At 42.5% G+C, this 19,133-nt stretch carries 20 protein-coding genes; 11 read left to right on the top strand and 9 right to left on the bottom strand.

The genetic code is table 11. The annotated features are described in order from the left end of the window. Window positions 1-121: 121 nt before the first annotated feature. Window positions 122-367, bottom strand: coding sequence for a NifU family protein (locus tag ACE3K2_RS15205; protein ID WP_062837977.1), 246 nt, complete (start codon window positions 365-367; stop codon window positions 122-124). An 80-nt stretch (window positions 368-447) separates the two neighbouring features. Between ACE3K2_RS15205 and ACE3K2_RS15200 the strand changes: the two genes are divergently transcribed. Beyond that, the gene (locus ACE3K2_RS15200) at window positions 448-702 is read left to right on the top strand and encodes a YuzB family protein (protein ID WP_036605750.1); all 255 of its coding nucleotides are present in this window, start codon (window positions 448-450) and stop codon (window positions 700-702) included. Here ACE3K2_RS15200 and ACE3K2_RS15195 read toward each other — a convergent pair. Further along, window positions 699-1,760, bottom strand: a complete 1,062-nt coding sequence (locus ACE3K2_RS15195) for an NAD(P)/FAD-dependent oxidoreductase (RefSeq protein ID WP_421891749.1) — start codon at window positions 1,758-1,760, stop codon at window positions 699-701. The genes ACE3K2_RS15200 and ACE3K2_RS15195 overlap by 4 nt on opposite strands. Before the next feature lie 240 nt (window positions 1,761-2,000). After that, window positions 2,001-3,107 carry an aminofutalosine synthase MqnE gene (gene mqnE / locus ACE3K2_RS15190; RefSeq protein WP_421891746.1) on the bottom strand — a complete coding sequence of 369 codons (1,107 nt, stop codon included), beginning with the start codon at window positions 3,105-3,107 and terminating at the stop codon, window positions 2,001-2,003. Window positions 3,108-3,738: 631 nt separating this feature from the next. On the opposite strand from mqnE, the gene ACE3K2_RS15185 reads away from it, so the two are divergent. The 3 genes from ACE3K2_RS15185 to ACE3K2_RS15175 all read left to right on the top strand — a co-directional run bounded on the left by ACE3K2_RS15185 (window position 3,739) and on the right by ACE3K2_RS15175 (window position 5,878). Next, window positions 3,739-4,095 carry a HesB/IscA family protein gene (locus ACE3K2_RS15185; protein ID WP_253440679.1) on the top strand — a complete coding sequence of 119 codons (357 nt, stop codon included), beginning with the start codon at window positions 3,739-3,741 and terminating at the stop codon, window positions 4,093-4,095. Between the two features lie 407 nt (window positions 4,096-4,502). Continuing rightward, window positions 4,503-5,447, top strand: a complete 945-nt coding sequence (locus tag ACE3K2_RS15180) for a ParA family protein (RefSeq protein WP_421891743.1) — start codon at window positions 4,503-4,505, stop codon at window positions 5,445-5,447. A 17-nt stretch (window positions 5,448-5,464) separates the two neighbouring features. Further along, the gene (locus tag ACE3K2_RS15175; protein ID WP_421891739.1) at window positions 5,465-5,878 is read left to right on the top strand and encodes a hypothetical protein; all 414 of its coding nucleotides are present in this window, start codon (window positions 5,465-5,467) and stop codon (window positions 5,876-5,878) included. Between the two features lie 602 nt (window positions 5,879-6,480). Here ACE3K2_RS15175 and ACE3K2_RS15170 read toward each other — a convergent pair. Continuing rightward, the gene (locus tag ACE3K2_RS15170) at window positions 6,481-7,479 is read right to left on the bottom strand and encodes a type II TA system antitoxin MqsA family protein (RefSeq protein WP_421891736.1); all 999 of its coding nucleotides are present in this window, start codon (window positions 7,477-7,479) and stop codon (window positions 6,481-6,483) included. 106 nt (window positions 7,480-7,585) lie between these two features. Then, window positions 7,586-7,978 carry a hypothetical protein gene (locus ACE3K2_RS15165; RefSeq protein WP_421891733.1) on the bottom strand — a complete coding sequence of 131 codons (393 nt, stop codon included), beginning with the start codon at window positions 7,976-7,978 and terminating at the stop codon, window positions 7,586-7,588. A gap of 370 nt (window positions 7,979-8,348) precedes the next feature. On the opposite strand from ACE3K2_RS15165, the gene ACE3K2_RS15160 reads away from it, so the two are divergent. From ACE3K2_RS15160 to ACE3K2_RS15135, 6 genes are all read left to right on the top strand, one after another. Continuing rightward, the gene (locus ACE3K2_RS15160) at window positions 8,349-8,990 is read left to right on the top strand and encodes an NAD(P)-dependent oxidoreductase (protein ID WP_421891901.1); all 642 of its coding nucleotides are present in this window, start codon (window positions 8,349-8,351) and stop codon (window positions 8,988-8,990) included. Window positions 8,991-9,246: 256 nt separating this feature from the next. Continuing rightward, window positions 9,247-9,642, top strand: a complete 396-nt coding sequence (locus tag ACE3K2_RS15155; RefSeq protein WP_421891730.1) for a hypothetical protein — start codon at window positions 9,247-9,249, stop codon at window positions 9,640-9,642. Between the two features lie 160 nt (window positions 9,643-9,802). Beyond that, complete coding sequence (locus tag ACE3K2_RS15150) at window positions 9,803-10,324, top strand: hypothetical protein (protein WP_421891727.1); 522 nt, start codon at window positions 9,803-9,805, stop codon at window positions 10,322-10,324. Window positions 10,325-10,573: 249 nt separating this feature from the next. After that, entirely contained in the window at window positions 10,574-11,152 is a 579-nt protein-coding gene (locus ACE3K2_RS15145) for a hypothetical protein (protein ID WP_421891724.1), read from the top strand. 150 nt (window positions 11,153-11,302) lie between these two features. After that, window positions 11,303-12,181 (top strand): EamA family transporter RarD, encoded by an 879-nt coding sequence (gene rarD, locus ACE3K2_RS15140; protein WP_421891721.1) that lies wholly within the window; start codon window positions 11,303-11,305, stop codon window positions 12,179-12,181. 186 nt (window positions 12,182-12,367) lie between these two features. After that, a complete protein-coding gene (locus ACE3K2_RS15135; RefSeq protein ID WP_421891718.1) occupies window positions 12,368-12,709 on the top strand; it encodes a hypothetical protein in 342 nt (113 codons plus the stop codon). Window positions 12,710-12,718: 9 nt separating this feature from the next. On the opposite strand, the gene ACE3K2_RS15130 is transcribed toward ACE3K2_RS15135, so the two are convergent. The 3 genes from ACE3K2_RS15130 to ACE3K2_RS15120 all read right to left on the bottom strand — a co-directional run bounded on the left by ACE3K2_RS15130 (window position 12,719) and on the right by ACE3K2_RS15120 (window position 15,299). Further along, window positions 12,719-13,174: a hypothetical protein gene (locus ACE3K2_RS15130; RefSeq protein ID WP_421891715.1), complete on the bottom strand. Its 456-nt coding sequence runs from the start codon at window positions 13,172-13,174 to the stop codon at window positions 12,719-12,721. A gap of 500 nt (window positions 13,175-13,674) precedes the next feature. Beyond that, window positions 13,675-14,724 carry a glycoside hydrolase family 53 protein gene (locus ACE3K2_RS15125; RefSeq protein WP_421891712.1) on the bottom strand — a complete coding sequence of 350 codons (1,050 nt, stop codon included), beginning with the start codon at window positions 14,722-14,724 and terminating at the stop codon, window positions 13,675-13,677. A gap of 347 nt (window positions 14,725-15,071) precedes the next feature. Beyond that, window positions 15,072-15,299 (bottom strand): hypothetical protein, encoded by a 228-nt coding sequence (locus ACE3K2_RS15120; RefSeq protein WP_338588477.1) that lies wholly within the window; start codon window positions 15,297-15,299, stop codon window positions 15,072-15,074. Window positions 15,300-15,546: 247 nt separating this feature from the next. On the opposite strand from ACE3K2_RS15120, the gene ppk1 reads away from it, so the two are divergent. Beyond that, window positions 15,547-17,628 carry a polyphosphate kinase 1 gene (ppk1, locus tag ACE3K2_RS15115; protein ID WP_421891708.1) on the top strand — a complete coding sequence of 694 codons (2,082 nt, stop codon included), beginning with the start codon at window positions 15,547-15,549 and terminating at the stop codon, window positions 17,626-17,628. Here ppk1 and ACE3K2_RS15110 read toward each other — a convergent pair. Continuing rightward, window positions 17,588-19,117, bottom strand: a complete 1,530-nt coding sequence (locus tag ACE3K2_RS15110; protein ID WP_421891705.1) for a Ppx/GppA family phosphatase — start codon at window positions 19,115-19,117, stop codon at window positions 17,588-17,590. The genes ppk1 and ACE3K2_RS15110 overlap by 41 nt on opposite strands. Between the last annotated feature and the right edge of the window lie 16 nt (window positions 19,118-19,133).

The raw sequence follows: 19,133 nt of genomic DNA, 5'->3' as shown, positions 1-19,133 counted from the left end.
ACGTTGAAACCCGTTGAAACAGGGGACAGATGAAATGGAAACTCTGAATATGTGCACAAAAAAAGAGCCCTCCGCTTCATGCGAAGCGAAGGCTCTTGAGGTTTATTTCGTGAAGGATTGATTAGAATACTTGTACGACTTCTTGTACACCCTCAACTTCTTCAAGAAGGGCGCGTTCAATCCCGGCTTTTAAGGTAATGGTGGAGCTTGGGCAACTGCCGCAGGCACCGACCAGTTTCAGCTTAATGATGCCGTCTTCCACGTCAACCAGTTCCACGTCACCGCCATCGCGTTGCAGGAACGGACGAAGTTTGTCAAGAACATCAGATACCTCATCATACATGGTGTCTTGTGCGTTTTCGCTCATATTGTTCAACTCCTTTCCTTCCTATATTATATTACAAATGGCCACAAATTAAAATGGTCAAACAAAGCAGGTGAACTTAAATGAGACCGATTATTGAATTTTGTGCCAATAATATGCATTTTGGCACAGATGAAGTCATGGATCAACTGGAAGAAAATCCAGACTATGATGTGATTGAATACGGCTGCCTCACCAACTGCGGCCAATGTTCTATGACTCCATTTGCACTGGTGAATGGTGAAGTTGTCATCACGGACAAAGTGGAAGATCTATATAACGCCATTCTGGCCAAAATTGCCGAAGCCGATGTCTGGGACGAGCTCGATCTCGACTAACCGAGATGGCGCTTGGACATCCAGAGCACACCACTTTTCAGAATACGAGGTACACGTCCCATCATGGACGTTTTGCCCATCAGCCCAAACCCAGACTTCTTGCCGAGTGCACCCAGTGTGCCACGAAGCTTGAGTGGATGTGGATTGGGCTTTTCGCCTTTCCAGAGGGCATGCTGAATATGGGCGATCTGCTCACCCTGTACTTCCGCAGCTTGACCGCTAGGGGCATAAGGTACACTGGCACAGTCACCAACCACATAAACATCGGTATATTCGGGGATTTGGTAGTATTCATTCAGGACGACACGACCTTGCGGGTCTTTGGTTACGTCCAGATCCTGTACCACTTTAACGGGCTGAATACCTGCAGTCCATACGACAGCATCCGTTAGGATCTGTTCATCCCGGTTGTAGATGGCATTAGGTTCCACGCGTGAAATGGCGATATGCCCACGTGTCTCTACCTGATGTTCGTTGAACCATTCATGCACATACACGGACAGGCGTTGTGGAAAAGCAGATAATACACGTTCACCACGATCCAGAATGCTGATGTTCAGATCCGGTCTGCTCTCACGAAGTTCGGCTGCCATCTCGACACCACTTAATCCCCCGCCTACGATATGCACATTGCCATAGGCTTTGACTTCATTAAGGCGCAGGTAAGTCTCGCGTGTTTTGCTAAAGCTCTGAATGGTACAGCTGTAGTCTTCGGCGCCTGGCGTGTTGTGGAAACGGTCTGTGCAACCAAGTCCAATGACAAGCTTGTCATACACGAGCGGGTCTTGGCCTTCAAATTCAATCTGACGCTGTTCCAGGTCGATCGAAGTAACTTCTCCATAACGGTAAGTGACTTTATCACTCACTGGAAATTGAATACGCAGGTCATAATCGGATACGGTTCCTGCTGCGAGTGCGTAATATTCTGTCTTTAATCCCTGAAAGGGGCTGCGGTCCACCAAAATAATTTGGGTATCGGCTGGAATTTTACCTTCCAGAAGTTCCTTGATGATGGTGAGGCCGCCATAGCCGCCTCCAAGAATGACGAAATTTTTCATGACTCGGCTTCCTTTCTGCATCAGTCCCACTGAAATGGGGCTGTAACCTGTGAAGCAGCTATGTATGGACATAGCTGCTTCTTTTGTTTGGATTTGAATAAATGAAAAGTAGACATTGAAAATTGAAGATATCATTCAGCAGTTTGCACCACTCGAATTCAAACGTCTCCCTATAATGAAAGCTGCGTTCTGAAGTGGTGCTGTTGCAATATTGATTGTAGATGGTGTTCTATTTATATCCTATTCGTACACTTGAATTTCATTGTAGAACGTATCACGTTCTACCGGAATACGACCTGCACCCTTAATGAGCCAGATGAGCTCTTTTCGTGTAAGACCTTCAGGTGTGAGTGCACCTGCCGCATGACTAATCCGTTCGCGAACGATCGTCCCGTGTGCATCCGAAGCGCCGAATCCAAGAGCGACTTGAGCGAGCTGTGGACCGATGTTAATGAAGTATGCTTTGATATGATCGATGTTATCCAGCATCAGACGGCTGATCGCAATTGTTTTGAGATCCTCATAAGCCGAGTTACGACGCATAATGCTCGCGTTTTTACTTTTTGGCTGCATGGAAAGCGGGATAAAGACCATGAATCCGTTGGTCTCGTCTTGCAATTCACGAATCTGCACCATATGGTTGACGCGGTCCTCATAGGATTCGATTGATCCATACAACATCGTCGTATGTGTACGCATGCCGAGATTATGAGCTGTGCGGTGCACCTCAAGATAACGGTCCACGTTGGCTTTGTCTACACGCATTTTTTTGCGATATTCATCCGAGAGGATCTCAGCACCGCCACCAGTCAATGTTTTCAGACCTGCTTTTTGCAGCTCTTGCAGAACTTCTCTGATACTGAGTCCGCTAATCCGGGTGAAGAAATCAATCTCGGCTGCCGTATAAGCTTTCAGCGTAACATCCGGATATTTCTCGTTTAAAGCACGCAGGGAGTCGACATAATATTGAAAAGGAACATGGTTGTTATGTCCGCCTACGATATGGAACTCACGTACACCTGGATGAATATGCTGTTCCACATAATCGATCATCTCCTGACCGGATAACGTGTAAGAGCCTTCTTCGCCCTGGTCTTTGCGGAAATTGCAAAAAGCACAGTGAGCTTCGCATACGTTTGTAAAGTAAAGACTCATATTCTCGATGAAATATACTTTCTTACCATTTTTCCGCAGGTTGGCCTCATTGGCCAGCTGGCCCAAAGTCAGCAGATCATCTGTTTCATACAGATATACGCCGTCTTCTACGCTCAGCCTTACGCCGTTCTGCACTTTCTCAACGATTTCAGCCATTCTTTTGTCTGTGAACGGTGTTACCAATGTCGACATAGTGTTTCCTCCTGTTCTTTACCGGAATTGAGTTGTGTAGGACCTGACTTACAGAACTACATAGCAAAGATGCGGTCAACTGCCGCCTTCTTAGTTGGACTAACTCTTATTTACCCGGTGCAGCGTGTGCTGCAAATGAAAGCTAAATTTTTTCTGAAAATGGAGTCAGTTGACTCGTATATGCATTGGGGACTGCGTTGCAGTCTCGAAATGTGAAAAAAATTACAACTCCAATTATGACCATCGTCTGAATAAGTCATGACAAAACACCGACATTTCAGTGCGACCACCTATTCATTATAAACCTCGTGTCCCGGGGGTTCAATACACTGGGAAGAAAAAGGAGTACAGGGGGAACGCGGAAAGAGGCAAACATGACTTGAGACCCTTGACGGGGTGGAGTATAATTTAAAGAAGAGTTAATGAAAGGTAGTTCAAAAAGTCCGCTTTTGATTACGAAGGATGCCTAGCGGCATCTCAGCGTCGAATATGGGATTCAGCCGAAATGTCCGTTGCTCACGTAGTTTTGCCTACGCTCCGCTACTCCATTTCTATCTTCATCCCATCTTCTTGGTACTGAAAAGCGCCCTTTTTGAACATGATTTTATATGAAAAAGGAGAGTGACCTGGCATGATTAACATCAGCGAAACAGCTGCTGACAGATTGAAAGAGATGCTTGCACAGCAAGAGACACCTGGTATGTTCCTGCGTCTTGGCGTAGCACCGGGCGGTTGCACCGGATTTTCGTACGCCATGGGCTTTGACGATAAAGAGTCCGATGAGGACCTGTATATGGATATTCAGAACATGAAGGTTGTAGTTGAGAAGGAAAACCTGAAATATCTGAATGGACTTGAGATTGATTTTGAAGAGTCCGGTATGTCGGGTGGGTTCACCATCCATAATCCAAACGCAGTAGCGACCTGCGGGTGTGGATCTTCTTTCCGTACGAAGGAAGATGCGGGTGTGCCTGATAAGGATTGTTAAACTGGCGCGGGTTTGAGCGCATTCGATAACGGATGACGGACGCAAGCCTGTAACGGTAGCCTTAACGATGCAGATTATGAATTGCGCAGGTATTTCGGTAGGTTAACAACCCCGGACGATGAACGTTATCAATCCTTGAAATGGCATTTCAGGGTTGTGAATCACGACCTCTATGGCGTATTAGTCTCGTACTAATTACGTTATGGAGGTCTTTTTGTTATGGCGTTAAAGGAATAGGAATTAATAAAAATCTAGGTTAATATTAGGTGGATTTTCTAATGAATATTTTTGTTTTTGAATAGTCTAAATATAAAATTATTAAATAGAAGGAAAATGTTGGAGGTTGTCGAATACCCTTTATATAGGTCTTTGAATCTAAATAAAATGGGTAAAAAGGAGTGCTTGAAATGGCGAAAGTAATTTCTATCATTAATTATAAAGGTGGAGTAGGTAAAACGACCCTGACATCGAATTTGGCGGCAGAATTGGCATGGAATGGTCTTAAAGTACTTATAATAGATTTAGATCCCCAAACTAATTTAACTTTTTCCTTTTTAAGAGTAGATGATTGGGAGAAAAACTATCAAAACAAGACTATAAAAAAGTGGTTTGACGCGTACATTGATAATGATCAGGATTTCAATTTAGGTGATATAATTATTACTCCAGAAAGAGTAAATGCTCGATTAAAACAATCCAAATCTGATGGTAAAATTGACCTGATTTCATCTCACCTGGGTTTAATTAACGTTGATTTGGAATTAAGTGCGAAATTATGGGGCGGAAGTGATAGAACTAATCGTCGTAATTTCCTAAAAGTTCACTCCAGATTCAAAGAAGGGTTACAACAACTGGAGGATCAAGGTGTTATTTATGATGTTGTTTTAATTGATTGCCCTCCGAACTTTAATGTTGTCACGAAAACGGCTATTATTGCTAGTGATACACTTTTAGTTCCAGCAAAATCAGATTACCTTTCAACAATTGGTATTGAACAACTTGATAAAAATGTAAAAGAACTTGTTCAAGAGTATAATGAGAAAACTAAATACGATGAATTAAATAATGAGTTTGAAGAAGTCAACCCTGTTTTTGAAGGTGTTATATTTACTATGGTTGGTATAAGATATGGAGTCCCATATCAAGCCCAGCAACAATTCATCTCAACAGTTAAACGATTAAACATCCCTGTATTGGAAACAATTATAAGAGAAAATAAAACTATATATGCTGATGCACCGCAAGCTGGAGTCCCAGTAGTGCTTGAAGAGGTTCGGTCAGAAACATATGAAAATGTAAGAGGAGAATTAGAAGCATTGGCTGAAGAAGTTATGAACCGAGTGGGGATTTAAGGAGGATAAGAGAAGATATGAAAAAAAGTGAATTAGTTAACTTTTTAAAAGCTATAACAGATGTAGTTGCTGAAATGAATGAAAAAGAATACGAAGAGTTACTTAGTGGGAATGGTAAATTCGAATATTTAGCAAAGGATAGTCATATTTCAACGAAACAATTGGACAAGCCTATTGATCCATTTCTGATTGATGCTGTAAATAAATTGAATGAATTTAATGATAGAAATGGAGCTGAAGAATTTTTACTACAGAAAAATATAACAAAGAATGATTTATCTAAAATCTCTTCAATGTTAGATATATATGTTAACAAAAGTGATGCTAAAGAAAAGATCATAGATAAAATAATTGAATCTACAGTTGGGGCGAGAATACGTTCGCAGGCTATAAAAGATACTAAACTTAAGAAGTCATCTGATACTCTCTAAAAGGTGGATATTACAAAAAGTTTAAAAGAAATATGGACACGACCTTAGTTCGATTGTATCGGACTAGGGTTGATGTTGCTCAGATTTTTCAGACTATATTAGAATTTTTAGAGATTTGTTGAGGACTTCATTCTAAATGAATTTGGCCGCGAGCTTTTATCTATTTTCAGTGGTTGTCGCATTTATTTCTTTTAAATTCGTCGCGTAAAAATTAATGAGTAAGAAATACACAGCATAAGGGATCGTAGAGTTACTCAAATTAGTCAACTAGGACTTTTCAGTTACTCCAGTATTGGACATTGTAGAACATGAAATCTAGAGGAATATATTAATATTGTGAAATTTCTATTTTTCGCTAAAATCCTTATCAATTAAAGGCCTAACTGGCATTATCAGACGTTTAATATCTAAGTAGTCAAAAATTCAATTGTTTTTGAGTTTAGTTTTGAGAGTGTTACCCTTTTTACTTTCCTTACCTTCCTCTAGTAGAGTAACTCTGCTTCCTGTATATTTTAACTTATGTAATGCAACACTTTTTTATATTTAACCTCACTTCTGACGAAGTGAGGTTAAATTGTTTTTACTTTGTCTAATATTGTTTGTCAAATAGATAATGTATTAGCAAATTCATAATCAATAAATTGATATAAATTAGTTTTCTTCCAACCTTTTTCTTTATGGGAGAGCTCAGATATTTCTCTTGCATTCATTTTCCTAAATTTATAATCTACATATTCAATTGTTGCTATTTCAGTGATTGTAAATAAGTTACTATTAAAAATGGAATCGCTTGTAGCATACTCTCCAGTCTCATTTTCTATCCAGACAATCGATTTCAAATTATCATATAGTGTCTGATATTTCTCAGGAACTGGTCCATAATGATTCTTTAAATAACGTGTCCCAGTAACAGATCTTTTAAAAACTTTGTAATGATAGTAGTCTACATAAAATAATAGCTTGTTAAGTTTCGGTTTATAAGATTTTTGAGTAAGAGTGAAAAATAAGATTATTTGCTCAAACTTAGCTAAATTGAATGATTCATACCCATTGAATGAATTTTTCTGATGAGAGAATATATTACTTACTTGATTTATAATGATGCTTTCTTGATCCTTTGCAAATTGAATTTCTTTAAAATAATTCTCTAATCTGTGTTGTTCAGCTGGAGATATTTTTTCTTTATTTTGAATGAAATATTTATACATTATTTTAGGATCTCTAGTTGATTCTATTAAATTATTTTGTGCTTTGGTTTGAATTGATCCATTTTCATATCGGGTTATTGTAATCTCTCCAAAACCAAGTAATTTTGAAAAATCTTTTTGAGTTAAGTTGTAACTATTCCTAATTGCTGCTATTTCTATTGGTTGAAGAAGACCTTTGGTATTTCTATATTCATTAAATGCAAGATCTTGATTCTCTTGATCATACTCAGGATGATGCAATTCTTCATTTGAATGAAGTTTACAGAAAGCCTTTGTTCCGTTTATCACTATAATTAAATCTTTAACCTCTATTTCATATTTACCACTAATCAAATTGTACGAAGTGTCATGATCACACAAAGGACAAAACAATTTATCATACTTTGTAGTCATTGATAGCCTCCAATGGAACTATTATTTATTATTATTTTTACCAAAAAATGAATTTATATAAGGCAGGGCTGCTAAAGAGTGGTCTCCTCAGCAGCACTGCAATGTTTTAATTTCTAAAAGGGTATACAATTTCATATTCTGCAATATGGAAGGATAAAAACACAAAATCACCTTTATCATCCCTTTTTTTCAGCTTAACATAAATTTCGTAAGTTACATCCTCAACTGAGACTTCAAATCCAAACTCCCAGATGTTTCTTTGCTTTTCACTGCACCGATCTCTGTCAAAGTTTGGACCACGATAATAGTTCTTCGAGCTACACCTCAAGAATTGCTCAATTGCAAAATCTTTTGCATCTTTTAAGCTGATCCCCAACTTTGTAAAGGTTCTCACTTCTTTAGCACCCTTAACTAAGTCGATTTTTTCGTTTTTGTTCTTAGAGTAGGCCTCAAAAGTTAATAAAATTTCATCAATGTCTACTTCAGAGGATTGGTACAAAGGCGTTCACATCCTTATATGGATAGAATCAAAAGCATGATACTATAGTAGCAAAAACTCAGTTTAGTATCAATTGATAGTTTTGAATAGAAGATTCTATTATTGATATCGCGGCGGAGCTGCTTTGGTATAATAAATAAACAATGATATTGAATCAAATAATAATAGAGAGATCGTGTTTTTCTAATTAATGAGGTTCTAACTCTATTAATAGAGAAACCCAATTTTCAATATGACTTCTTCGAGTTCACATACATCTGCGAGGCAGTTTAACAATGAAATAGAGAGAGTACTAGTTGACAATATATGTTGTAACTATTATAGTTACATTATGAAGTTTGAACAGAACATAACCAAAGGAGAGATCATGATGAACATTGCAATCATTGGTGCAACAGGCAAAGCAGGAAGTGTAATTTTGAAAGAAGCAGCAGACAGAGGGCATGAAGTGACGGCGATCGTTCGTAATGCATCCAAATTGGAAGATAAAAGCCTGAACACGCTGGAGAAAGATGTACTCGATCTTACCGCTGAGGATCTTAAAGCGTTTGATGTGGTTGTAAATGCATTTGGTGCTCCAGCGGGTAAAGAAAACCTGCATGTGGAAGTAGGACAAGCGTTGATCAACATCCTGAAAGATGCACCAAACACTCGTCTGATCGTGGTGGGTGGAGCAGGAAGCCTGTTCACAGACGAGTCCAAAACATTGCGTGTCTTTGAATCCCCAGGATTCCCGGATGCTTACAAAGCAACTGCAACGAACCAAGGCCAAAACTTGCAGGATCTGCAAGCATCTTCAGGTATTCAATGGACATTCCTGAGCCCGGCTGGATTCTTTAATCCAGAAGGTGTACGCACTGGCAAATATCAAGCAGGCAACGACGTTATTCTCGTGAATAGCGAAGGCAACAGTTACATCAGCTATGCAGACTATGCGATTGCTTTGGTTGATGAGATCGAAAACCCACAACACAAAAACGAGCGTTTTACCGTTGTTGGCGAAGTGAAGTAACACTTTTAAATGATAATATGGAACATACAAACGGACGCTGATCTTCAAAGATCGGTGTCCGTTTTCTTTATGTTATCGAAGAGGGATGTTCTGCAATAAAGTTAGACAGGTTAGATGATTATTGTTCAACTTCCGACTAACCCCATGAATCTATGTTATATTATTCTAAATATGGAATCGATTTCGATTATATGGAAGACCAACTTCTTTTAATCGGATTTTCTGCGAGCCTAAAAGTATAAGGGAGTGAACAGTTGTGAAGATGTATTCTAATGGAGTTGTACTATTGATCTTTGTGGTTTTTATGATGAATGAATCGAGTGGTTCAGGGTTATCCCAATATCCAAACGTTAAAAATGCGCTGAATCAAATTCACATCACTTCTCTTTATCCGAAAAATAAGAATGGACAGACCTATGGTTCTGCCGCATATGCGACTTCTCCAGAAACGGAACCTGATTTAATCTTGGCTACTGGTGTGGATGGTACAGAAGGATATCTGCTGAAAAAAGACTTGGATGGCGAGCAACCCAATACACCTGAAGAAGCTATTGCGATCCAGAACAGCAGATCACCAGACGGATGGGATATTCCACTGTATGACAAGGATGGTGAAACCGTAATTGGTGTATTTCATGTTGGAGGAAAGTGAAAGTAACCAAAATAGGATCAAAATGTAACTTTATCCTGAAACGTTAATGAAATGAACACCATTCGGCAGTTGATCAAAAGGGTCGGCTGCTTTTTGATTTAAGATTTATTTAGTTTGCTAAAGGATGAATAAACTACTGCACGTTGCGGAGGGGAATGTAGTGTATTTTAAACCTATCATTATTTTATTGGGGCTAGTTTTATGTATCATCGTTGGATGCAATAATGAGGTTCAGAAGTTGGGTACAGATGAGTTTACGGTCACCGGTGATCAAAAGACTGCGACAGAATATGTTAAGGCACAAGGTTATAAAATTTTTTCGTACGATGGTCAAGTTCAGAAGTACACTTTAGACAAAGACAAGTTACTCTATGGGAAGACAGAAACGATACCATATAGACAAACATGGGGAGTTCAAAAAGTAGAACCGGAAAAGTATTTTGGAATGGAAATATCGGTGTATAGCTTTACAGTAACAAACCATCCTTTGGGAACGTTTGACGATAGTAAATCCAAAGTATTAATAATACTTTGTGAAGGCAAAGTTATAGGGGGTACATCCTTCCCAAATGCAGCAATGGATGGAGCACCATATTCATTGGATGGTAAAACATTGGAAGAAGTAACGGGAAAAAGTTTTCAAAAGTGGAGTGAAGAATGGAAAAAGAAATATGGTACTTAAAGAGTCAAAGCTAACGTATTGGCTATTTACAACATATATCTTTCGACGGATACGAAACATAATTGCGCACAAATAGTTGCGATATGGAAACCTAACAAAACAATGATAACTTCATAAAGACAAGTGGAGTAACCATCGGTGTCCGATTGGTTGCTTCTTTGTTGATCCACCTAACGGCAAGAGGGAAATGCAACATTTTTCCTGTTAAACAGGTCAATAAAGATGTACAAATAACGTCATGAGAGGAAGGTGGAAAAACTGAAGCTACGTATATTCACGTTAATATGTTTTATCTCCACCGTTTTCTTTATCTCAAATGTGCAAGATGTTAAAGCTTTATCATGTGCCGAAGCGGGAAGTCCCCAAGAAGAGTTAGAAAGAAATACTGGGGCTGTCTATGGAGAGGTAAAGCAAATAAAGGTGGCTTTAAAGCAAGAGGGGTTTACGGGCACAAAAGAGAAATTCAGATATATTTTAGTGGAAGCTGAGAGGAGTTGGAATACGGAAGTTGACTCTCAACTGATAATCGCAACGAACTACACTTGGGGGTTTGATTTCAAGGAAGGCAACAAATACTTAATCTACTTTAGTGAAGCGAATGGCGAGTTAAGCAGTAGTCCATGCAGTTCGACCATCGAAATGAACAATGTTGATCAAGCAACTGGACTATTCGGGGAAGGATATCCACCCAAACAACAAGTAAATTTAGAACACAAAATGTGGTTTATGTTTGAGCAAGATATTGATATGTATATCGTAGGTATCGTCGTATTAGCAGCGATTTTTATCCTCTTTATGATTGTAAGGAAGAAAAAGCGCAAAGTATAATTTGGTTGCGCTAAACGTGAAGCTTTTGCTCAAAGAAAAAGTCATTTGAACGAGGCATGGATTCCTGTATGACCTATTACCCCCTTTACTTAAATGAGGATCGAGGCGTATAATCCGTTGAGATATCAGAGCATAAGAGGGGATACAGTTATGAATAGTGGATTAATCAACGCAATCATTGCGTATATCATGTGGGGGGTTCTCCCGCTGTATTGGAAGTTGTTTGAGAATGTACCGGCAGGCGAGATTTTATCGCACCGGGTAGTCTGGTCATTTGTGTTTATGGGGATTTTCGTTGCTGTCCAACGTCGATGGGGTGACATGAAGCGCATCCTGACCAGTCGTTCGACCCTGCTGTCCCTTACCGCAAGTGGGCTGCTAATTGCTATCAATTGGCTTATCTTCATCTGGGCAGTTAACAATGGTCATGTCGTTGAGACAAGTCTGGGCTATTATTTGAACCCGTTACTGAATGTGCTGTTGGCGGTTGTCTTCCTTCATGAAAAGCCAAACCGTGGACAATGGCTCGCGATTGCCATCGCTGCTGTCGCGGTACTTATCATCGCTATCGACTACGGACGTTTCCCATGGGTTGCGATCTCATTGGCCGTGTCATTTGGCTTGTACGGTCTGGCGAAGAAGAAGATCAAACAAGACGCTTCTGTGGGCTTATTTTCAGAGACAGCTGTAGTTCTGCCCGTCGCACTTGGCTACTGGATCTACTTGGCCGTTGTAGGAAAAGCAACAGCATGGACATTGCCTGCGCCGATGTTCTTCGAATTGATTCTTTCCGGTGTGGTGACGGCGCTGCCGCTGTTGTTCTTTGCAAGGGCGGCTGCTCGAATGTCGTTGTCCACACTAGGCTTCGTGCAGTATATTGGGCCAACAATCATGCTGATATTGAGTGTGTTTGTGTTCAAGGAAACCGTCTCGCCAGTTCTGCTCGTTGGTTTCGCGCTCATCTGGACAGCGCTCATCGTATACGCTGCTGCATCGATGCGCGCTACGAGACTTGCTAAGGTCAGCTGAACGTAGAGGTATTCTGGTATCATCATAGGTTGCCCTGTCTGCCAATCAGGTGGATAGGGCTATTCTTTGTTTGAGCGGGAACGATAACTCGACAAAAAACTAAAAAGTAACTAAATCGAATTTATGGTAAAATACAGGGGTGTTAACCAAAAAGAGTAATCGAAAAAAAGAGGAGGCAACAGATATATGTTGGTCAATGAGCTGTACCGTAAACGTGGTTTGTTCTTTACAAAGAATGATGTAGTTCAGACATTATTTCAGTTTTCTGTTTCAGCGATCATTGGTGTTATATATGGAGTTATGCTTATCAACGAGACGATGGGTGGATTTATTAATAAACTATTGCCGAGTACGGATGGTCCTGATCTTCATTTATATCTGCCTGTTGTGGTTGCGGTGATTATCTACTCGTGCTTTATCCAGAAGAAACAACGAATTCTTCTTGAAAAAATCTCATTTAGTTGTCTCCATATTTTTGTTGCCCTGCTAGGCTGTGTTTCTTCAGTTATCGTGTTATTGGTAATCTAATCCGGATTCCTACGTATCCATACCTTCAGGCCCATCAACTGCGTCAATGACACCGACAGCGAGTGTTGTTACTGCAGCAGCAGCTAAAAGATTCTTGGCACCAAGCTTGACTCTGTCTTTATCTTCCTCTTTCAAGCCCACAACAACATCTTTACCGCTGTTATATACATACTTGGCTGATATCGCCACACCTTTTGCAGTAGTGGTTACGGCACCTCCAATATCGGCAAGCCCTGCGTCTATGGCGGTATCATCTTTTCGAATGGCACCACTGGCCAGATCATATGTCCCGCTAGCCAGTTGTCCAACGGTTTTGCCTGTACTGATCGTAGCTTTCTCTACACCGTTCCCGATTTCTTTGATATAGGTGCTTCCCGCAAGTTCACCGACCACCCTCACACTGCCGCCCAATACTTTCCCGGTAACTTCCCCAGCCAATTGACCCATCCCTTTTAAAAAACTCATCCTTATGCCTCCGCTCCAATAAGAAGTTGATTCTACGTGTTATCTCAATAAACTTATTATATTCATATCTAAGCCAAAGAACATCAGTCTCCAGCCCGAGTGGTGCCACTCCTCGATTGATCGCGACACGCTATAGAAGTGCCCGACCCGATCCCGGAACGCCCACCACGCTACGCCCTAACGCTACCCAAATGGCACTCTCAGCTTGTGCAACTTGCTCCAACGTAAAAAAGGCGCTACTCCCACCAGGTAGCGCCCACTGCCTTGTTTTACCTTACTACCGACTCCATTTGACTACACACGGTTTTAGAAGTGTCTCAAGGAGCAGCGACATAGTGGAGGGGGCGGAATCGATTCTGAAGAAGCGAAGCGTTCGCCTTTGTATCCTAATTTCAACTTATAAAAAGTTGTTCAAGAAATTAGGATACAACAGCGATCATAAGAACGATCCGCCACCGTAACGCCACCACTGCTCCCATCCAAACTTCTACCCACCGTACCTAGTCAATAAATCCTTCCATGACAGCCGTTGGCATCATATTGGACTGCCATGCGCCTTTGCCATAACCGCCGTTGTATCCTGGTGTAGCCTGAGGCTCCCAGTAGAATACACCTTTACCTTTGCCATTTGGCAGATTGCGAATTTGGTTTTTCATCGCAGCAACAAAACTTTTACCAGCTGCAGCCTGATTATTGTCCATGCCAATTTCAGAGATCATGATTTCTTTACCATAACGGTTGATCATATCCTTGGCGTTGTTTACCGTATTTGTAACAGCGGTGTTCCAGCCGGAAGCGGAAGGATAGAGGGACATGGCGATCATGTCAAAGTTAGCTCCGTTATTGATCAGACCACCAATATTCCATACATACAGGGCGTTATCATCTCCACCGGCCAGATGCACAATGGTTTTGGTGCCGCTGCTTAGGGATTTTACTGCGTTATGGCCTGTGTTCACCAGCCACGCATAGTTTTTCATGTTGGTGGATGCTTTGCCATCTTCCCATAACATGCCGTTGCTTGTTTCATTACCGATCTGTACCCAGTCAGGGGTAACGCCTTTGCTTTGCATCGCCGTCATCACATCACGAGTGTGGTTCCATACCGCATCCATGAGTTGTTGGAACGTGTAATTTTTCCAAGCAGCAGGTTTGGTTTGTTGACCCGGGTCTGCCCAGGAATCGCTATAGTGCAGGGTAAGCATTACACTCATGCCGGCATTTTTGGCACGTTGGGCGAGTGTAGCCGCACGATCCTTATTCATGTAACCGTTCCCATAATCATTCGAAGGATTAACAAAGACACGAATGCGAACCGAGTTGATTTGATAATCGTTTTTCAAAATATCAATGATGTCGCGCTGAACCCCGTTTTTATCTTTCCATTTGTAACCTTGGGCTTCCATACCGGGAACCCAACTGATGTCGGCTCCTTTGGCGAAACTTGGTGCTGCGCTGGCATGCTGACCTGCGGGCAACAGGATGGAGGTGAATAACAAAACAAAAGCCAACATGATGGATGTCTTGAAACCCCTTACATTTTTGAACATTACAAGATGCCTCCTCGGATTTTGGTTGAGTTGCATCCTAATTATAGCCATCTTGGTTTGCTCTACTAAAGGGTCTATTTCCAATATTTTGGGTGTTTTTTTAACCTCTCTACAGAAAATGAGAAAACAAAAAGCCGTCCGAAGACGGCTTTTCTACCCGTGGCGCTTTTTGAAACATTGATCCGTATCCCGCGCCTCCACCAGACTCTTTTAATTTGAGCTAGTGGATCGGGTAAGGGACACGTTCAACATGACATTAGAAATGTTGACGCACCTCCTTTCCTTGTGGCAAGAGTATACAACACCTTGTTTCGGAAAGCTAGTCTTTTTTACGTATTTATGCAAAATTATTTTTCGGTCTGGAACATCGTGATATCTCGTGCATAATGGCTCTTCGTTCCGTCATTGTTTCGGATGCGTACGCTGTCTTCACTGATCCGTTCCACAACGCCGCAACCCACTTCACAGTAGACGCCAGCCGGGTCTTCCTGCCATGCGCTTACCATACATTGGGATAGTGCAGCCGTGAAAAATTCTATATTTTTTTGTAACGTTCTAGGTTTATTGGATTTCATTATATACTCCTTTAATCAAATATATTTGGAATGAGAACAAGCAACCGGACAAATCACACTGTACTTCACTTTACTCTGTCTATTGACCTTTGTAAAGGGATGGAAAAAGTTGCGGCCTTGAGGTATCATTTACATAAATTTTACGTAGCGTTTACACTGCGCTGACGCTTGATGTTGATTACGAATAGTACAATTATAGGAGAACTTCTAACGAAGAATAGATATGCAACACATTCGGAGGCCATACATGCATAGAGACGTCAAAACAGGCAACTACGTTAATCGTGATTTGAGTTGGGTTGAATTTAATCGGCGCGTACTTCAGGAGGCCCAGGATCCAACAACGCCTCTGCTGGAACGCATGAGATTTCTCGGCATTGTCGCTAGTAATCTGGACGAGTTTGTCAGTGTCAGGGTGGCGGAGACCAAAGAGAAGATCAAGGCCGGATTCACGCAAAAAGATTTTACAGGATACACGCCTTCGGGATTGTACCGCAGATTGATCAAACGAACCGGGACCATGGTCGCCGAACAGTATAAAACGTATCGTGAACTTATTCGTCTACTCGCCAAAAAAGGCGTGAACATTCAGGAATATACCGATCTCAATGTGACACAGCAGCGTGCAATGGACCAGTACTTTCATGACATTATTTTTCCGGTACTCACACCGATGGCGATTGACCAGAGTCGGCCGTTTCCGCTGGTACACAACAAGTCTGTCTATCTGTCCGTGATGCTTCAGAAGGAAGGGGAGCAAGAGGGCGAGCCGTTTATGGCTATTGTTCAGGTACCTTCCAATCTGCCGCGAGTAGTTCAGGCTCCCATTCGGGCGAATAGCAAAAAGAAAACATTCATCCTGATTGAAGACCTCATCAAACATCATATTCACACGCTCTTTAGCGGATATGTCTCACTTGCTGCACAGGAATTCCGGGTGACCCGTAATGCGGATCTGTTCATTAATGAAGAAGAAGCGGAAGATTTGCTTGAGGCTATTGAAAAAGAATTGCGCCGCAGACGCCGCGGGGCTCCTGTACGACTGGAAGTTTGCAAGGATTTTCGTCCGGATGCCTTATTGGAATTGCAGGATGAATTCGATATTCAGGACCCGGTGTACGAAATTGATGGACCACTTGATCTGAGTTTTCTGGCGGGATTCGTGGACAGTCTGGAAAGTTTCTCACATCTTAAGTACAGTCCGGTGAAGCCGGTCTATCCACCGGAGTTTCTGCCAAGAGAAAGCCATTTTGAGCTGCTGCGCAAACGCGATGTACTGGTGCATCATCCGTATGAATCGTTTGAACCGGTCACTGATTTTATATTGGAGGCTTCCGAAGATCCAAGAGTACTGGCCATCAAGATGACATTATATCGAGTTAATGGCGATTCGCGTCTTATTCCAGCACTTGCACTTGCGGCTGAAAGTGGTAAGCAGGTCACGGTGGTGGTGGAACTGAAAGCCCGGTTTGATGAAGAGCGCAACATCGCTTGGGCCCGTAAGCTGGAGAAGGCCGGTTGTCACGTGGTTTATGGACTGGTTGGACTCAAGACCCATGCCAAAATCATTCTTGTTGTACGCAGGGAACAGCAGGGGCTGAGACGTTATGTTCATGTAGGAACCGGTAACTATAATGAGAGTACAGCCAAAGTGTATACGGACGTGGGACTGTTCACCTCCAATCCGATTATTGGGGAAGATGCATCCGAGTTGTTCAATGAGATTACCGGATATTCCGGTCCGAAGGCATTGCAGGCATTCCGCGTAGCTCCGGATGGTATGAAGGATGAACTGTTCGCACTGATTCGTAGAGAAACGGAGCATGCGCTGAAAGGCAAACCTTCCAGAATCATTGCCAAGATCAACTCCTTATCCCATCAGGATATGATTGATGAGTTGTATGAGGCTTCTCAAGCCGGCGTGCAGATCGATCTGATCGTGCGCGGCGTATGTTGTCTGCGTCCGGGGGTAGAGGGGCTCAGTGAGAATATTCGGGTGATTAGTATTGTGGATCGTTTTCTGGAGCATTCAAGGTTGTTTTATTTTGAAAATAGCGGCAACCCGGATGTATTCATCTCCAGTGCAGACTGGATGACACGTAACCTGAATCGAAGAATTGAACTGATGTGTCCCGTATTTGATCCAGAACTGAAGAAGATGCTGGTCGATATTCTTAATCTGTCCCTTATGGATAATGTCAAAGCCAGAGAGCTTATGCCTGGTGGCAATTATGTATTTGTCAAAAATGAAAAGCCCCCGCTGAGAAGTCAGACGGAGGCCATGGGGATTATCCCTTGGAAGCCTGCTGAATGGAGTGCGTTAACGTAACTCCCCAGGCTTCCTGCAGATCCTTAACGGCCTCTTCCAGGCCATCAAGTTCCAGTAACGGCTCGGCTGTACAGGTGAATTGCACCTGCAGCGAGTCGTTTTCTTTTGTTGCTTCGATTGCAGCGATGCTCTCGGATCGATTAATGGCCTCGGCTACGCGTAGCAGAGAGCCTACACGATGAGCATGTCGCTCATCCGAGTTTTTCAGAATGTCCCTGTGCTTATTCAGCAGTTGGGGCGTTCTTTTTTTGGGATGGTAGTCGGCCGCACTGGCACTCAGGATGGTTTCCCGGTGAGAAAGTCCATAAATGCTTGCATTCATAATCCAATAGGCCGAGTGCTGCGTATAACGGAAATAGTTAATCTGCTTACCTGCCATGTGCAGCATGGAGGACGCATACAGGATTCGGGCATCTGCTTGATCAGGAGCAGTACCTTGTAGTGCAGTATACAGGGTAACCGCATCCTGATGAATCCGTTGCAGACGTTTCTCCGGAATAGGCGGACCAAAATGGATAAAGTTGCGGATGCTGTCCTTCAGCGCGTCCGGAACGACCGGCTGACCCCCAGCCAAGTAATCACGCAGCAACCCGTCTCGTAGACCCGCACCACTAACCACATAACGATCTCCCTGTATTAACTGGAAGACGGTTCGCAGGATCAGTACGCCGGGCACAATGATGTCTGCACGATCCTTGGCGAGCCCGGGTACCTTTTTACGCTGTGCGGAGGTGAGATGTGGCAAGGAGCGAGCGATGTTTTCCATTGCTTCCTCACTGATCTCATAATGATGGGTGACCGGCAGCGAATACTGGGTACGCTTCTGTTCCACTTTGGCAAGTGTACGCATTGTACCGCCAAGTCCGATGAGTGGCAGGCCAGGATGCTCACGAATCCAATCCTGCCCACGGAGAGCTTGGATGACTTCGTTGCACAACGCATTTGCGTTTGCTTCGCTCCACTGATCTTCACCCCCATAACGGGCATGTGAATTGACTGCACCAATGGGGAGGGAAATGCTATGTAACCTCTTCCGATCCCGAAAAACTGTGATCTCTGTGCTGCCGCCTCCAATATCAACGACGTAACCGTCTGCCAGATCAATGGATTGAGTGACACCAAGGAAGCCATAATAGGCCTCCCGATCGCCGGATACACATTCAATGGTAAGCCCCGTCTCTGTCTCCAGCCATTCAATAATTTGCGAGACATTGCTTGCATTACGAATGGCCGCCGTAGCTGCTGCGCGGATCAGTTTGGTCTGATACGCTTCACAGGTCGCTTTGAATTGACGCAAGATGGTGATGGCTTTATCCAGAGAATGGCGAAGGATGGTTCCATCCGGCTCAACAACGCTGCTCAGACGAGCGGCGTATTTGTCTTCATGAATGATGCGATAGGCTGCGTCCTGATCCAGTTCATATATAACTAGACGAATCGAGTTCGAGCCGATATCAATAATTCCTAAGGTTTCATTAGTATGTGTCATAAGCATCTCCTTCTAC

Origin of the sequence: Paenibacillus sp., from assembly GCF_048976745.1 — a bacterium.
Taxonomy (GTDB): domain Bacteria; phylum Bacillota; class Bacilli; order Paenibacillales; family Paenibacillaceae; genus Paenibacillus.
Note: the sequence above shows the minus strand (reverse complement) of the source record. Positions and strands in the feature narration are given on the sequence as shown.

Coding starts and splice junctions, on each gene's coding strand:
- mqnE (WP_421891746.1), bottom strand. CDS start 3,107: ATGTCGACATTGGTAACACCGTTCACAGACAAAAGAATGGCTGAAATC.
- ACE3K2_RS15120 (WP_338588477.1), bottom strand. CDS start 15,299: ATGAAATCCAATAAACCTAGAACGTTACAAAAAAATATAGAATTTTTC.
- ACE3K2_RS15125 (WP_421891712.1), bottom strand. CDS start 14,724: ATGTTCAAAAATGTAAGGGGTTTCAAGACATCCATCATGTTGGCTTTT.
- ppk1 (WP_421891708.1), top strand. CDS start 15,547: ATGCATAGAGACGTCAAAACAGGCAACTACGTTAATCGTGATTTGAGT.
- ACE3K2_RS15130 (WP_421891715.1), bottom strand. CDS start 13,174: ATGAGTTTTTTAAAAGGGATGGGTCAATTGGCTGGGGAAGTTACCGGG.
- ACE3K2_RS15205 (WP_062837977.1), bottom strand. CDS start 367: ATGAGCGAAAACGCACAAGACACCATGTATGATGAGGTATCTGATGTT.
- ACE3K2_RS15180 (WP_421891743.1), top strand. CDS start 4,503: ATGGCGAAAGTAATTTCTATCATTAATTATAAAGGTGGAGTAGGTAAA.
- ACE3K2_RS15110 (WP_421891705.1), bottom strand. CDS start 19,117: ATGACACATACTAATGAAACCTTAGGAATTATTGATATCGGCTCGAAC.
- ACE3K2_RS15170 (WP_421891736.1), bottom strand. CDS start 7,479: ATGACTACAAAGTATGATAAATTGTTTTGTCCTTTGTGTGATCATGAC.
- ACE3K2_RS15195 (WP_421891749.1), bottom strand. CDS start 1,760: ATGAAAAATTTCGTCATTCTTGGAGGCGGCTATGGCGGCCTCACCATC.
- ACE3K2_RS15200 (WP_036605750.1), top strand. CDS start 448: ATGAGACCGATTATTGAATTTTGTGCCAATAATATGCATTTTGGCACA.
- ACE3K2_RS15135 (WP_421891718.1), top strand. CDS start 12,368: ATGTTGGTCAATGAGCTGTACCGTAAACGTGGTTTGTTCTTTACAAAG.
- rarD (WP_421891721.1), top strand. CDS start 11,303: ATGAATAGTGGATTAATCAACGCAATCATTGCGTATATCATGTGGGGG.
- ACE3K2_RS15185 (WP_253440679.1), top strand. CDS start 3,739: ATGATTAACATCAGCGAAACAGCTGCTGACAGATTGAAAGAGATGCTT.
- ACE3K2_RS15160 (WP_421891901.1), top strand. CDS start 8,349: ATGAACATTGCAATCATTGGTGCAACAGGCAAAGCAGGAAGTGTAATT.
- ACE3K2_RS15175 (WP_421891739.1), top strand. CDS start 5,465: ATGAAAAAAAGTGAATTAGTTAACTTTTTAAAAGCTATAACAGATGTA.